The organism is Micrococcus porci, assembly GCF_020097155.1.
Taxonomy (GTDB): Bacteria; Actinomycetota; Actinomycetes; order Actinomycetales; family Micrococcaceae; genus Micrococcus; species Micrococcus porci.
In genome coordinates, this window is the sequence record NZ_CP083691.1 from 1,968,117 (window position 1) to 1,982,575 (window position 14,459).

A 14,459-nucleotide genomic window follows, 5' to 3' on the forward strand; every position below is an offset into this window, starting at 1 on the left:
GCGCCGTCGTCATCCGGATCAGGCCTCGTCGCCGCCGCGCACCATGCCGGCGGCGAGCGTGGCCCCGTCCTGGGGGTCGATCACGAGGAACGCCCCGGTGCGCCGATGCACGGCGTAGGGCTCCACGGGCAGCGGCGCGGCCAGGTGCAGGCGCACCTGTCCGATGTCGTTGAGCCCGAGGGTCTCGGCCGGGTCGAGCCGCAGGGTGTCCAGGTCGAGCCGGCCGGCCACCTCCTGGACGAGCGCCCGGACGACGGCGGTGCCGTGCTTGACGAGGACCTGCTGCCCGACGCGCAGCGGCGCGGCGGAGAGCCAGCACAGCGCGGCGGCCACCTCCGCGGTGGGGCGCGGGGCGGTGTCCGCGGCGGCGATCGTGTCCCCGCGGGCCACGTCCACCTCGTCGGCCAGGCGCAGGACCACCGACTGCGGGGAGGAGGCCTCCTCGAGGGACTCCCCGGCGGCGTCCACGCCCACCACGGTGGTGGTGCGCGCCGGCTGCCCCGGGGTGAGGACGGCGACGGCGTCCCCGGGCCGGACGGTGCCCGCCACGACCTGCCCGGCGTAGCCGCGGTAGTCGCGGAACACCTCGGGGTCGAGGCCGGGGGCCAGGGCGCCCTGGGGGCGCACCACGAGCTGCACCGGGAAGCGGAAGGAGGCCGCGGCGTCGTCCTCGGCGTCCGCCCCGGGCAGGGACTCGAGCAGCTCCATGAGCGTGGGGCCGGTGTACCAGTCCGTCCGCTCGGAACGGGTGACCACGTTGTCGCCCTGGAGGGCGGACACCGGGACGCTCACCGCGTCGGAGAGGCCGAGCTCCCGGGCCACGCGCCGGACGTCCTCGGCGATCGCGGTGAAGACCTCCTCCGAGTAGTCCACGAGATCGATCTTGTTGACGGCGACGATCACCTGCGGCACCCGCAGCAGGGCCACCACGCTGAGGTGGCGCCGGGTCTGCTCCACCACGCCCTTGCGGGCGTCCACGAGCAGCACGACGGCGTCGGCCGTCGAGGCGCCCGTGACGGTGTTCCGGGTGTACTGCACGTGCCCCGGGCAGTCGGCCAGCACGAAGGTGCGCCGGTCCGTGGCGAAGTACCGGTACGCGACGTCGATCGTGATCCCCTGCTCCCGCTCGGCGCGCAGGCCGTCGGTCAGCAGCGCCAGGTCCAGCCCGCCCTCGGCGCCGCCGAAGCCGCGCTCGGCGGAGGTGCGGGCCACGGCCTCGAGCTGGTCGGCCAGGACGGCCTTGGAGTCGTGCAGGAGGCGGCCCACGAGGGTGGACTTGCCGTCGTCGACCGAGCCGGCCGTGGCCAGGCGGAACAGGGTCCCGGCGGGGGCGTGCCGGTCCAGCAGTGCGGTGCTCATCAGAAGTACCCGTCCTTCTTGCGATCTTCCATGGCCGCCTCGGAGATGCGGTCGTCGGCGCGGGTGGCCCCGCGTTCGGTCAGGGTGGAGGCGGCGACCTCGAGCACGACGTCCTCGACGGTCGCGGCCTCCGAGAGGACGGCGCCGGTGCAGGACATGTCGCCCACCGTGCGGTAGCGCACCGTCCGCGTGGTGACCTCCTCGCCCTCGGCCGGCCGGGAGTGCTCCCCCACGGCGCGCCACATGCCGTCGCGGCGGAAGACCTCCCGCTCGTGCGCGTAGTAGATGGAGGGCAGCTCGATGCCCTCGCGGGCGATGTACCGCCACACGTCCAGCTCGGTCCAGTTGCTGATGGGGAACGCGCGGACGTGCTGGCCGGGGGTGTGACGGCCGTTGTAGAGGTTCCACAGCTCGGGGCGCTGGTTGCGCGGGTCCCACTGCCCGAACGCGTCCCGCAGGCTGATGATCCGCTCCTTGGCCCGCGCCTTGTCCTCGTCACGGCGGCCTCCCCCGAAGACGGCGTCGAACCGGTTGGTCCGGATCGTGTCCAGCAGGGGGGTGGTCTGCAGGGTGTTGCGGGTGCCGTCGGCGCGCTCACGCAGCTCGCCGCGGTCGATGTACTCCTGCACGGAGCCCACCACGAGCCGCAGGCCGAGCCGCTCCACCGTGCGGTCGCGGAACTCGAGGACCTCGGGGAAGTTGTGGCCGGTGTCCACGTGGACCACCGGGAAGGGGATCCTCCCCGGCCAGAAGGCCTTCGCGGCCAGGTGGAGCATCACCACGGAGTCCTTGCCGCCCGAGAAGAGCATGGCGGGGCGCTCGAACTCGGCCACCACCTCGCGGATGATGTGGATCGCCTCGGCCTCCAGGGCGTCCTGGACGTCGGGCCCGGCGGGGCTCACGGTCCCCGGGTCGGGGGCATGGGTGAGGGTCATCGTGTCTCCTTGGTCTGTCTCGGGAGCGGCGCTCAGACGTGGATGCCGCACTCGGTCTTCGCGGTCCCGGCCCAGCGCCCGGCTCGCGGGTCCTCCCCGGGGGCGACGGGGCGGGTGCAGGGGCGGCAGCCGATCGAGGGGTAGCCGTTCTGCAGGAGCAGGTTCACGGGCACGTCGTGGTCCGTGGCGTAGCCGACCAGGTCGTCGAAGCTCCATGGGGCGACGGGGTTGACCTTGACCATGCCGTGGGCCTCGTCCCAGCCCACCAGCGGGGTGTTCGTGCGCGTCGGAGCCTCGTCCCGGCGGACGCCGGTGAACCACAGGTCGTATCCGGCCAGCGCCCGGTTGAGGGGCTCGACCTTGCGCATCGCGCAGCACAGCCCCGGGTCGCGGGCGAACAGGTCCTTGCCGTGGCGCTCGTCCTGCTCGGCCACGGTCAGCTCCGGCAGCACGTCCACCACGGTGACGTCGAGGCGGCGGGCCACCTCGTCGCGCGTCGCGAGGGTCTCGGTGAAGTGGTAGCCGGTCTCCAGGAAGAGGACGTCCACGCCGGGCATCCGCTGCGCCACCAGGTGCGGCAGGACGGCGTCGGCCATGGAGCAGGCCACGGCGGCCCGGCGGAGGTCCACATGGCGGGCGGCCCAGTCGACCACCGCCTCGGCGGGTGCGTCCCAGCCGAGCTCGGCGGCGCCGGACTCCGCGAGCGCCTGCAGGCGCTCGAGGTCCTCGGTCGGACGGGTGGGGGGAACGGTGCTCATCGGAGGGCCTCCTCGTCGACTCGGTGCGCCCACCGGGCGAAGGTCTCGCCCGGCTCGCGCTGCTCGTCGTACCGGCGGACGAGGCGCTCGACGTAGTCGACCAGCCCGTCCGCGCGGACCTTCAGGCCGCGGACGCTGCGTCCGAGGCCGGCCTCGGCGCGGTCCACGGAGGCCAGCCCGCCGCCCAGGTGCACCTGGAAGCCGGGCGTCTGGCCGCCGTCGTCGTCCGGGAGCAGCTGCCCCTTCAGGCCGATGTCCGCGGTCTGGATGCGGGCGCAGGAGTTGGGGCAGCCGTTCACATGCAGGCTCAGCCGCTCGGGGAGGCGATCGGCGAGGTCGGCCAGGCGCTCCTCGAGCTGGGCGATCGCCGCGGTGGCGGTGTCCTTCGTGTCCACGATGGCGAGCTTGCAGAACTCCAGGCCCGTGCAGGCGATGGTGGAGCGGCGGAACACGGACGGCTCCGGGTCCAGCCCCAGCTCCTTCAAGCCGGCCACGACGGCGTCCACCCGGTCCCGCTCCACGTCCAGCACCACGATCTTCTGGTGCGGGGTGGTGCGCAGCCGCGTGGAGCCGTGGGCCTCGAGCAGATCCGCGAGGGCGGTGAGGGTCGTGCCGCTGGAGCGTCCGACGACGGGGGCGGCGCCGATGTAGAAGCGGCCGTCCTTCTGCTCGTGGACCCCCACGTGGTCGCCGGGACGAGTGGGCGGGGCCGGGGCGGGCCCGTCGGGCAGGGCGTAGCCGAGGTACTCCTCCTCCAGCACGGTGCGGAACCTCTCCGGCCCCCAGTCCTCGAGCAGGTACTTCATGCGGGCCTTGTTGCGCAGGCGCCGGTAGCCGTAGTCACGGAAGATGCTCACGACGGCGTGCCACACCTCGGGGGCGCGCTCGGCCGAGACGAAGGCGCCGATCCGGTCGGCCAGGCGGGCCTTCGTGGACAGGCCGCCGCCGACCCACAGGTCGTAGCCGGGGCCCAGCTCGGGGTGGACCACACCGATCAGGGAAACGTCGTTGATCTCGTGGACCACGTCCTGGGAGGGGTGTCCGGTGATGGCGGTCTTGAACTTGCGGGGCAGGTTGGAGACCTCGAGGTCGCCGATCCAGCGGTCCGCGATCTCCCGGATCACGGGCGTGGGGTCGATGATCTCGTCCGCGGCGATCCCGGCCACCGGTGAGCCGAGGATCACGCGCGGCACGTCGCCGCAGGCCTCGGTGGTGGACAGGCCCACGGACTCCAGGCGCCGCCAGATCTCGGGGACGTCCTCGACTCGGATCCAGTGCAGCTGGACGTTCTGCCGGTCGGTGATGTCCGCGGTGTCACGGCCGAAGTCGGTGGAGATCCCGCCGATCACGCGCAGCTGCTCGGTGGTGAGGTCGCCGCCGTCGATGCGCACGCGCAGCATGAAGTAGCGGTCCTCGAGCTCGTGGGGCTCGAGGGTGGCGGTCTTGCCGCCGTCGATCCCCTGCTTCCGCTGGGTGTACAGGCCCCACCAGCGGAAGCGGCCGTGCAGGTCGTCCGAGGGGATCGAGTCGAAGCCCTCCCGGGCGTAGACCTGCTCGATGCGCTCGCGGACGTTCAGGCCGTCGTCCTGCTGCTTGAACTCCTCGTTGTGGTTCAGGGGGGCGGTCCCGTCCACCTTCCACTGGCCGTGCGGCTTGGCGGAGGGACGGCGCGGGGTGCGCGCCGGCCTCGACGTCTCGTTCACCTGGGTCATGGCCGCCACGCTAGAAACCGGGCATGCCGGCCCCAAGATCGTCGACGCGGTTCGTCACGTTCCCGGGGCCGGGCCGCGGCGGGGACCCGGCCCGGCCCCGGTCGTGTGACGGACGGCTCAGCGGCCTCCGGCGGCTCCCCTCGGGGCCTCGGCGAGGGCGGACCGCAGCCGGTCCAGGGCGATCCGCGCCACCAGCGGATGCGGCAGCAGGGGGTCGGTGACCGCGTCCGCGCCGCTCTCGCCGAGTCGGTCGTGGAAGTACCCGGGGGCCAGGAGGTGGGCGGCCACCACGGCGCGACGGCCGGTGGCGCGCACCCGGGCGACGGCGTCGGGCACCCGGGGGGTGGCCGCCGCCCCGAACGCCGCGGTCACGGGCAGTCCCGTGGCCCGGGCCAGGGCCGCGGCCAGGGCGTGCACCTGGGCCTGACCGTCCGCGGCGCGGGTGCCGGCCGCCGCCAGGATGATGTCCGATGTCGCGGCCTCACCGGCCGGCACCGCCTGGGCCACCCGTTCGGCCAGAACGGTCACCAGGCGCGGCTCGACGTCGTCCTCCGCCCCGGCCAGCGGTGCGGCGGCGATCGTGTCGGGTCGGGCGGCCGCGGCGTGGTGGATGTCGTGGTGGACGTGGTGGCCCAGGGACAGCAGCAGCGGCACGATCACGGCCGGCTCCCCCGGGGGCAGGGCCGCCACGACCTCGTCGAGGGAGGGGCTCTGCACGTCCACGTAGGCCTCGTGGACCTGGGCGCCCGGCCCCTCGGCGTCCAGGAGGGCCGCCAGGTCGGCACGGAGGCCGTCGATCACGACGCGGCCGGCCGCATCATGCGTGCCGTGGGCGCAGGCGATCACGTGCAGCACGGGCGCGCTCATGCCGAGCCCACCGCGTCGGCCCGCACGTTCCACGGCCCGCCGCTCACCGGCGGATCACCTTGTGCTGGGCGGCCTGGGCGACCGGCCGCATCACGATCTGATCCAGGTTCACGTGGTGGGGCAGCTCGACGGCGTGGACGCACACCTCGGCGACGTCCTCGGCGGTGAGCGGCTTCTCCACGCCCGCGTAGACGGCGTCGGCGGCGGACTGGTCGCCGCCCAGGCGGTTGCGGGAGAACTCCTCGGTGTGGACCATGCCCGGGAGCACCTCGATCACCCGCACGTTGTGCTCGGCCTCCTCCAGGCGCAGCGCGCCGGTGAGCCCGTGCTGGCCCATCTTCGCGGCGTTGTAGCCGGCGCCGCCCTCGTAGGCGGTGACGGCGGCGGTCGAGGTCAGGTTGAGCACGGTGCCCTCGCCGTGGGTGCGGAGCATGGGCAGGAACGCCTGGCACATCGTCAGGGTGCCGAGCACGTTGACGCGGTACATCCACTCCCAGTCGGCGCGGTCGCCGTCGCCCACCGCGTCCGTGCCGAGCGCGCCGCCGGCGATGTTGACGAGGGTGTCGGCGCCGCCGTCGGCCTCGACGCGCGAGGCCAACGCGGCGACGGCGGCCTCGTCCGTGACGTCCAGGGGGGCGGGGACGACGTCGCCGCTCACGCCCTCGGCCCGGGCGTCGGCAGCGAGGGTCTCGAGGCGCTCGGCCCGGCGGCCGACGGCGTACACGCGCCAACCGCGGCGGGCGAGCTCGAGGGCCGTGGCGCGGCCGATGCCGCTCGTGGCCCCCGTCACGACGGCGGCGCGGGCGGGGTTCTTCGCAGGTTCATGGGTGTGGCTCACGCCTCCGACCGTAGCCGAGCCGCGCCGTTCGGAGCACCGCCCGGATCACCTCCGCCAGGTCGACCGACTGGAAGGGCGGGACGTCCCGGGCGTCGTCGCAGGCCCGGCCCGCCGCCCCGGTCATGGGAGGATGGCGGGCATGGCTGAGAACACGCAGGGCACAGACACGCCCATCGACGCATCGACCCCGTCCACCCCCGCCGCCGGCGCCGTGGCCGTGCCGGACAAGCCGGCCCTCGAAGGCCTCGAGGAGAAGCTGACCGCCCGCTGGGCCGACGAGCGCACCTATGCGTTCGACACGCAGACCACCCGCGAGCAGGTCTACTCGATCGACACTCCCCCGCCGACCGCCTCCGGCTCGCTGCACGTGGGCCACGTCTTCTCCTACACGCAGACCGACGTGCTCGCCCGCTACCAGCGCATGAACGGCAAGAACGTGTTCTACCCGATGGGCTGGGACGACAACGGCCTGCCCACCGAGCGCCGCGTGCAGAACTACTACGGCGTCCGCTGCGACCCCGCCAAGCCGTACGTGGAGGGCTACCGACCGCCGGAGAAGCCGGCGAAGAACCAGCGCGACTGGGACGTGATCTCCCGCAAGAACTTCATCGAGCTCTGCGAGGAGCTCGCCGTCGAGGACGAGAAGGTCTTCGAGGACCTCTTCACCCGTCTCGGCCTGTCCGTCGACTGGGACATGACCTACCGGACCATCGACGACGTCTCCCGTGCCGTCTCCCAGCGCGCCTTCCTGGCCGGCATCGCCTCGGGCGACGCCTATCTGGCCGAGGCCCCCACCATGTGGGACGTGACCTTCCGCACCGCCGTGGCCCAGGCCGAGCTCGAGGACCGCGAGGTCCCCGGCGCCTACCACCGCTACGCCTTCACCGCTGCGGACGGCGAGCAGGTCTTCATCGAGACCACCCGCCCCGAGCTGCTGGCCTCCTGCTCCGGCCTGGTCGCCCACCCGGACGACGAGCGCTACCAGCACCTGTTCGGCACGACCGTCACCTCCCCGCTGTACGGCGTGGAGGTCGAGGTCTTCCCGCACCCGCTGGCCAAGCCGGACAAGGGCTCCGGCATCGCCATGGTCTGCACCTTCGGCGACCTCAACGACGTCACCTGGTGGCGCGAGCTGCAGCTGCCGACCCGCACCCTGATCGGCCGTGACGGCCGGTTCGCCGCCGACACCCCCGAGTGGATCACCACGGACGCCGGCCGACAGGCCTATGCGGACACCGTGGCCGGCAAGACCGTGTTCTCCGCCAAGCAGGGTGTGGTGGACGCCCTCACCGCGGCCGGCCTGCTGGACGGAGAGCCGAAGAAGATCATGCACGCCGTGAACTTCTACGAGAAGGGCGACAAGCCGCTCGAGGTCGTCACCTCCCGCCAGTGGTACATCCGCAACGGCGGCCGCGACGCCGACCGCCGCGCGGAGCTGATCGAGCGCGGCCGCGAGCTCTCCTGGCACCCGGAGCACATGCGCCACCGCTACGAGAACTGGGTCGAGGGCCTCAACGGAGACTGGCTCGTCTCCCGCCAGCGCTTCTTCGGAGTGCCGATCCCGGTCTGGTACCCGCTGGACGCGGAGGGTGAGCCCGACTATGAGAACCCGATCCTCCCGGCCGACGAGCAGCTCCCCGTGGACCCGGCCGCCGAGGCCGCTCCGGGGTATTCCGAGGACCAGCGCGACGTCCCCGGCGGCTTCACCGGCGACCCGGACGTCCTGGACACCTGGGCCACCTCCTCACTGACCCCGCAGATCGTGGGCCGCTGGTCCCGGGACGACGCGTTCTTCAGCAGCGTGTTCCCGTTCGACCTGCGCCCGCAGGGCCACGACATCATCCGCACCTGGCTGTTCTCCACGGTGGTACGCGCCCACGCCCTCAATGGCTCCGTGCCGTGGACGGACACCGCGCTCTCCGGCTGGATCCTCGACCCGGACCGCAAGAAGATGTCCAAGTCCAAGGGCAACGTGGTGGTCCCGACCGACATCCTGGACCAGTTCGGCTCGGACGCGGTCCGCTACTGGGCCGCCTCAGCCCGCCTCGGCGCGGACACCGCCTACGAGGTGGCGCAGATGAAGATCGGCCGCCGCCTGGCCATCAAGCTGCTCAACGCCGCCAAGTTCGTGCTGAACCTGGGCGCCACCCAGGACGCCGTCATCCGCACGGCCGACGACGCCGCGGCCGTCACCAACCCGCTGGACGCCTCCCTGCTGGCGCGCCTCGCGGTCTCCGTGGAGCAGGCGACCCGCGCGTTCGAGGCCTACGACTACGCGCGTGCCCTCAACGTGACCGAGCAGTTCTTCTGGGCCTTCACCGACGACTACGTGGAGCTCGTGAAGGACCGTGCCTACGGCGGCCACGGCGAGGCCGAGCAGGCCTCTGTGGTGACCACGCTGGCCACCACCCTGGACGCCCTGCTGCGTCTGCTGGCCCCGTTCCAGCCGTTCGCCACCGAGGAGGTGTGGAGCTGGTGGCGCGCCGGCTCCGTGCACACCGCCGCGTGGCCGGGCGCCGCGGACGAGGTGGCGTCCCTGTCCTTCGCCGCCTCTTCCGGCGACGCCGAGGTCCTGCCCACCGTGGCGCAGGTCCTGGGCGGCGTCCGCAAGGCGAAGTCCGAGGCCAAGGTGAAGCAGCGGACCGAGGTGCGCTCCGCCGTGGTGACCGGGCCGGCCGAGTGGCTCGAGAAGCTGCGCGGCGGCCTGGCGGACCTCAAGGCGGCCGGCAACATCGCGGACCTGTCCCTCACGCAGGGCGAGGCCGGCGAGGCCGCGCCGCTGACCGTCTCCGACGTGCAGCTGGCACCGGTCGAGGACGACTGATCCCCGCCGCGCGTTCCCGGACGGTGTCTCGGGAGCGCACGCGGCACGACGACGGCCCCGTCGCCCGTCACGGGCGGCGGGGCCTTCGTCTGCCCGTCGCCGACGAGCGCAGCCGGACGTCAGCGGAAAATGAACTCAGGACACCCTTGCCTGAGTGAATTTCGGCACCGGATAAATCCTATTTCCCTCCCAGGTCCTCCCTGGCCGGCCACCCGAATCCCCTCGTAGCGTCCAGGCCGTGAACAGCCTCCCCCTGCACCCGCTGATGGTGCACCTGCCCGTCATCCTCATCCCGCTGACCGTGCTCATGGCCCTGCCGGCCGTGCTCTCCCGCCGCTGGTTCCAGTGGTCCGCCCCGCTGACGCTCGCCTTCTCCCTCGCAGCGGCGGTCGGCTCCGTGCTGACCGCGGCCACCGGTGAACAGCTCGCCGCGTCCGACGGCGAGGCCTCCGCCCTGCTGTGGCAGCATGCGCAGCTCGGTGAGAAGACCCGCAACCTGGCGATGCTCCTGTTCCTGCTCCTCCTCGTCTGGACCGCTCTGTCCTGGCACCGCTCCCCCGCCGCGCTGCGCCGCATCGGCGAGCGGATCCCCGCCCTCCACCTGGTGCTGGCGGTCCTGGTCCTGCTGGTCGGCGTGGCGGAGGTGGTCGTCGCGGTCCAGGCTGGCCACGCGGGAGCCCAGCTCGTCTGGCAGGGCGAGGGCTCCGGGACGCAGAGCGGAGGCGGGCTGGGCACCGGCGGCGGCCGCCCCTGAGTCCCTGACGTTCCCGCCCCCGCCTGGCGACACGGAACGGCCCCGACACCTCGAGGAGGTGACGGGGCCGTCATCGCGCCCGTGGCAGGGGGCCCGCTGCCGTCAGCGTGGGATGTTCGTGGCCCGGAGCTGGTACGTCGCAGCGTACGTCGGACAGCCTGCCGCCGGATCGGAGTTCGTCGGGAGGCGGCGGCACCCCCGTGGGGTGTCGTGGTGCACGTCCCGGTCGTGCTCCTGCCGCATGTCTGAGTGCGGTCACCGCGGCAGGGGTGGACACTGAGAGGATGAAACCGACACCCGATCCCGCCCCGGCCGGCCGCCGCGCCTCCGATGGCTCCGCCCGGCGGATGTCCGCCGCCCTCGCCGCCATGGGCGTGCTCCACTTCGTCCGCCCCGAACCCTTCGACGGGCTGATCCCGCCGTTCCTGCCCGGCTCGGCCCGCGCGTGGACCCACGGCTCCGGCGTGGCCGAGCTGGCCGTGGCGGGTCTGCTGGCCGTCCCGCACACCCGGCGCGCGGGCGGACGCGCCGCGCAGGCGCTCTTCCTCGGCGTGTGGCCCGGCAACGCGTGGATGGCCTGGCGGTGGCGACGCCGGCCCTGGCCGGCGCAACTGGTCTCCCTCGGGCGGCTGCCCCTGCAGGTCCCCCTGATCCGCGCGGCCGGCCGGGTGGCGCGCCGCTGACCCCCGCCGCCCCGCGCCCCCGACAACGCCGGCCCCGCACCTTCGCGCTGAAGGTGTGGGGCCGGCGTCGTGCGAGCCGGGGGCTCAGTCGAACTGCGGGTCGGTGGTGCGGGCGCGCTTGATCTCGTAGAAGTACGGGAACTGCGCCAGTCGGACGGCCGCGTCGAAGATCTCGCCGGCCTCCTCGCCGCGCGGGATGCGGGTCATCACCGGGCCGAAGAAGGCGGTGCCGTCGAAGGACACCACCGGGGTGCCGACGTCGTTGCCCACGAGTTCCTCGGCGGCGCGCTGCTTGGCACGGAGGTCGTCGTCGGCGGCGTCGGTGCGGGTGGCCTCGAGGATCGGGGCGGCGTCGAGGCCGAGCTCCGCCGCGGCCCCCGTGACGACGGCTTCGTAGTCCTGGTTCCCCTCGTTGTGGATGCGCGTCCCCACGGCCGTGTACCAGTCGGACAGCAGCTCCGGGTGGTGCTCGCCGACGTGGAGGGTGGCACGGCCCGGCATGAGGCCGCGGTCCGTGTGCCGGCGGTAGTCCTCGGGCAGCTCACGGCCCTCGTTGAGCATGTAGAGGGACATCTGGTGGAAGGTGACGGAGAGGTCCCGGACCTTCTCCACCTCGAGGATCCAGCGGGAAGTGATCCACGCGAAGGGGCAGGTGGGGTCGAAGTAGAAGTCGACGACGGGGGCGGTGTTCTCGCTCATGTCCGGACCAACCCCCGCGCGGGGCCGGGCATTCCCGGCTCAGGCCGTGCGGCGGCGGCGCTTGCGCTCGACCTCGGCGGGGATGAGCAGGGGCTCGGCCTGCCCCGTGACCACATCCCCGGAGATCACCACGGTGCCCACGTCCGTGCGCGAGGGCAGCTCGAACATCACCGGCTTGAGGACGTCCTCCATGATGGAGCGCAGCCCGCGGGCGCCGGTGCCCCGGGCCTGCGCGAGCTCCACCACCGCATCCAGCGCCTCGGGCTCGAACTCCAGCTCCACGCCGTCCATGAGGAACATCTTCTGGTACTGCTTGAGGAGCGCGTTCTTCGGCTCGGTGAGCACCCGCACGAGCTGGTCGTGGGTGAGGTCCTCCACCGTGGTGATGACGGGGAGCCGGCCGATGAACTCGGGGATCAGGCCGAACTTGAGCAGGTCCTCCGGGCGGACGTCCGCATAGGAGACCTCCCCGGAGCCCAGGTGGTTCAGCGGGGCGCCGAAGCCGATGCCCTTGCGACCGGCCCGGGAGCCGATGATCTCGTCGAGGCCCGCGAAGGCGCCCGCCACGATGAACAGCACGTTGGACGTGTCGATCTGCAGGAACTCCTGGTGCGGATGCTTGCGGCCGCCCTGCGGCGGGACCGACGCCACCGTGCCCTCGAGGATCTTCAGCAGCGCCTGCTGCACGCCCTCGCCGGAGACATCCCGGGTGATGGAGGGGTTCTCCGACTTCCGGGAGATCTTGTCGATCTCGTCGATGTAGATGATGCCCTGCTCGGCGCGCTTGACGTCGTGGTCCGCGGCCTGGATCAGCTTGAGGAGGATGTTCTCCACGTCCTCGCCCACGTAGCCGGCCTCCGTGAGGGAGGTGGCGTCCGCCACGGCGAACGGCACGTTGAGCATGCGCGCGAGCGTCTGGGCCAGGTAGGTCTTGCCGGAGCCGGTGGGGCCCACCATGAGGATGTTGGACTTGCCGACCTCGACGTCCGCGAGGTCGTCCCGCTCCTCCAGGCGCTCGGCGAGGTCCCCGCCGCGGCCCTGCGGCCCGCGCACCCGCTTGTAGTGGTTGTACACGGCGACGGCGAGGGACCGCTTGGCGGCCTCCTGGCCGATCACATAGCGCTCGAGGTGCTCGAAGATCTCCCGGGGGGTGGGGAGTTCGAGCTCGTCCGTCTCCGCGGCCTCGCCGAGCTCCTCCTCGATGATCTCGTTGCAGAGCTCGATGCACTCGTCGCAGATGTACACGCCCGGGCCCGCGATGAGCTTGCGGACCTGCTTCTGGCTCTTCCCGCAGAACGAGCACTTGAGCAGGTCGGCGCTCTCTCCGATGCGCGCCATGGGGTTCTCCTCCGGGTCAGGGGCGACCGAGGGCGGCGCACAGGCGGCGTCGTCGTCGGGATGTGGATCCAGGATAAGCACAGGGCCGGACGCGTTAAGCGCGTGCGGCGGGTCGTCCCGGACGGGACGGGCCCCGCCCGCCGCGGCGCGGCGGGCGGGGCCCGGGGGCCGGAGCGGTCAGGCTCCGGTGCGGGTGATCTTGCGGGGGGCCAGCACCTCGTCCACGAGGCCGTACTCCTTGGCGCCCTCGGCGGAGAGGAACTTGTCCCGGTCGATGTCCCGGGAGACGTCCTCGGGCGTCCGGTTGGACAGGGAGGCCAGGGTCTGCTCCATCCAGACGCGCATGCGGTTGATCTCGTTCGCGTGGATCTCCAGGTCCGTGGCGGTGCCGCGGTCACCCTGCATGGCGGGCTGGTGGATGAGCACGCGGGCGTTCGGCAGCGCCAGGCGCTTGCCGGGGGCGCCGGCGGCCAGCAGTACCGCCGCCGCGGAGGCGGCCTGGCCCAGGCACACGGTCTGCACCTCGGGGCGGATGAACTGCATGGTGTCGTAGATCGCCGTCATCGCGGTGAAAGAGCCGCCGGGCGAGTTGATGTAGAGCGTGATGTCGCGTTCGGAGTCCATGGCCTCCAGCACGAGCAGCTGCGCCATGATGTCGTCCGCCGAGGCGTCGTCCACCTGGGAGCCGAGGAACACGATGCGGTCCTCGAACAGCTTGGCGTAGGGGTCCTGGCGCTTGAAGCCGTACGGGGTGCGCTCCTCGAACTGCGGGAGGATGTAGCGCGCGCTCGGGGCGGCCTGGCTGGGCGTGCCGACGGGGAGGCCGGCGGGGAACTGGGTCATTCTGCTTCTCCTCGAGAGGTCTGCGGGCGGTCCGGGCGCGGGCTCAGCCCTCGACGCCGCCGCCGCCGGTCACGGACGCCGCGGACTGGGCGATGCGGTCGATGAAGCCGTACTCGAGGGCCTCCTGCGCGGTGAACCACTTGTCGCGCGCGTTGTCCTCCAGGATGGTCTCCACGGACTGGCCGGTCTGCGCGGCGGTGAGCTCGGCCATGATCTGCTTCATGTGCAGGATCAGCTGGGCCTGGATCCGGATGTCCGACTCCGTGCCGCCGATGCCGCCCGAGGGCTGGTGCATGAGGATGCGCGCGTGGGGGGTGGCGTAGCGCTTGCCCGGGGCGCCCGAGGCCAGCAGGAACTGGCCCATGGAGGCGGCGAGGCCGGTGGCGACGGTCACCACGTCGTTCGGGATGTACTGCATGGTGTCGTAGATCGCCATGCCCGCGGTGACGGAGCCGCCCGGGGAGTTGATGTACAGGTAGATGTCCTTCTCCGGGTCCTCCGCGGAGAGCAGGAGCAGCTGCGAGCAGATCGCGTTGGCGTTGTCGTCCCGCACGTCCGAGCCGAGCCAGATGATCCGGTTCTTGAGCAGCTGGTTGTAGAGGTAGTCCTCGCGCTGCGTCGGCTCCACCGACGTCATGCGGGGGGTGAGGTCCGTCATCACGGCCGCCTTCCTGTTCGGGTCAGGGTTCGGGCCCCCGACGCCCGCCTGGGGAGGCGGCGCGGACGGGTCCCGGATCGTGGTCGAGACTAGCCCGCGCGTCCCCGGCGCGGGTGCCCCCGCCGGGCCGTTTCGCTCATGGCGTGCCCCCGGCGCCACCCTCGCCCCCTCACGACGACGGCGCCCCCTCC

13 protein-coding genes are annotated in these 14,459 nt (G+C 72.6%); 3 read left to right on the plus strand and 10 right to left on the minus strand.

What is annotated here, in order from left to right; translation table 11 throughout:
• Positions 1-18 precede the first annotated feature (18 nt).
• The 6 genes from KW076_RS09275 to KW076_RS09300 all read right to left on the minus strand — a co-directional run bounded on the left by KW076_RS09275 (position 19) and on the right by KW076_RS09300 (position 6,469).
• Positions 19-1,359, minus strand: coding sequence for a sulfate adenylyltransferase subunit 1 (locus KW076_RS09275; RefSeq protein ID WP_224355073.1), 1,341 nt, complete (start codon positions 1,357-1,359; stop codon positions 19-21).
• Positions 1,359-2,294, minus strand: a complete 936-nt coding sequence (cysD, locus tag KW076_RS09280) for a sulfate adenylyltransferase subunit CysD (RefSeq protein WP_002855962.1) — start codon at positions 2,292-2,294, stop codon at positions 1,359-1,361. Before cysD ends, KW076_RS09275 begins: the two co-directional genes overlap by 1 nt.
• A gap of 32 nt (positions 2,295-2,326) precedes the next feature.
• The gene (locus KW076_RS09285; protein WP_049146121.1) at positions 2,327-3,052 is read right to left on the minus strand and encodes a phosphoadenylyl-sulfate reductase; all 726 of its coding nucleotides are present in this window, start codon (positions 3,050-3,052) and stop codon (positions 2,327-2,329) included.
• On the minus strand, positions 3,049-4,764 hold the full coding sequence (locus KW076_RS09290) for a nitrite/sulfite reductase (RefSeq protein ID WP_224355074.1): 1,716 nt from the start codon (positions 4,762-4,764) through the stop codon (positions 3,049-3,051). The genes KW076_RS09285 and KW076_RS09290 overlap by 4 nt, the downstream gene beginning before the upstream one ends.
• A gap of 117 nt (positions 4,765-4,881) precedes the next feature.
• Complete coding sequence (locus tag KW076_RS09295; protein WP_224355075.1) at positions 4,882-5,631, minus strand: sirohydrochlorin chelatase; 750 nt, start codon at positions 5,629-5,631, stop codon at positions 4,882-4,884.
• Positions 5,632-5,674: 43 nt separating this feature from the next.
• Positions 5,675-6,469: an SDR family oxidoreductase gene (locus KW076_RS09300; protein WP_224355076.1), complete on the minus strand. Its 795-nt coding sequence runs from the start codon at positions 6,467-6,469 to the stop codon at positions 5,675-5,677.
• Positions 6,470-6,608: 139 nt separating this feature from the next.
• Here KW076_RS09300 and valS point away from each other — a divergent pair, with 139 nt between their 5' ends.
• The 3 genes from valS (at position 6,609) to KW076_RS09315 (ending at position 10,730) form a co-directional block, all read left to right on the plus strand.
• A complete protein-coding gene (gene valS / locus KW076_RS09305; protein WP_224355077.1) occupies positions 6,609-9,293 on the plus strand; it encodes a valine--tRNA ligase in 2,685 nt (894 codons plus the stop codon).
• A 238-nt stretch (positions 9,294-9,531) separates the two neighbouring features.
• Positions 9,532-10,047 (plus strand): DUF2231 domain-containing protein, encoded by a 516-nt coding sequence (locus KW076_RS09310; protein WP_224355078.1) that lies wholly within the window; start codon positions 9,532-9,534, stop codon positions 10,045-10,047.
• A gap of 347 nt (positions 10,048-10,394) precedes the next feature.
• Positions 10,395-10,730: a DoxX family protein gene (locus tag KW076_RS09315; protein WP_224356824.1), complete on the plus strand. Its 336-nt coding sequence runs from the start codon at positions 10,395-10,397 to the stop codon at positions 10,728-10,730.
• 84 nt (positions 10,731-10,814) lie between these two features.
• Here the strand turns inward: KW076_RS09315 and KW076_RS09320 are convergent, their stop codons facing one another.
• The 4 genes from KW076_RS09320 to KW076_RS09335 all read right to left on the minus strand — a co-directional run bounded on the left by KW076_RS09320 (position 10,815) and on the right by KW076_RS09335 (position 14,268).
• The gene (locus tag KW076_RS09320; protein WP_224355079.1) at positions 10,815-11,429 is read right to left on the minus strand and encodes a mycothiol-dependent nitroreductase Rv2466c family protein; all 615 of its coding nucleotides are present in this window, start codon (positions 11,427-11,429) and stop codon (positions 10,815-10,817) included.
• Positions 11,430-11,468: 39 nt separating this feature from the next.
• Complete coding sequence (gene clpX / locus KW076_RS09325; RefSeq protein ID WP_224355080.1) at positions 11,469-12,767, minus strand: ATP-dependent Clp protease ATP-binding subunit ClpX; 1,299 nt, start codon at positions 12,765-12,767, stop codon at positions 11,469-11,471.
• 177 nt (positions 12,768-12,944) lie between these two features.
• A complete protein-coding gene (locus tag KW076_RS09330) occupies positions 12,945-13,610 on the minus strand; it encodes an ATP-dependent Clp protease proteolytic subunit (protein ID WP_224355081.1) in 666 nt (221 codons plus the stop codon).
• Positions 13,611-13,653: 43 nt separating this feature from the next.
• A complete protein-coding gene (locus KW076_RS09335; protein WP_224355082.1) occupies positions 13,654-14,268 on the minus strand; it encodes a ClpP family protease in 615 nt (204 codons plus the stop codon).
• Positions 14,269-14,459: the final 191 nt, after the last annotated feature.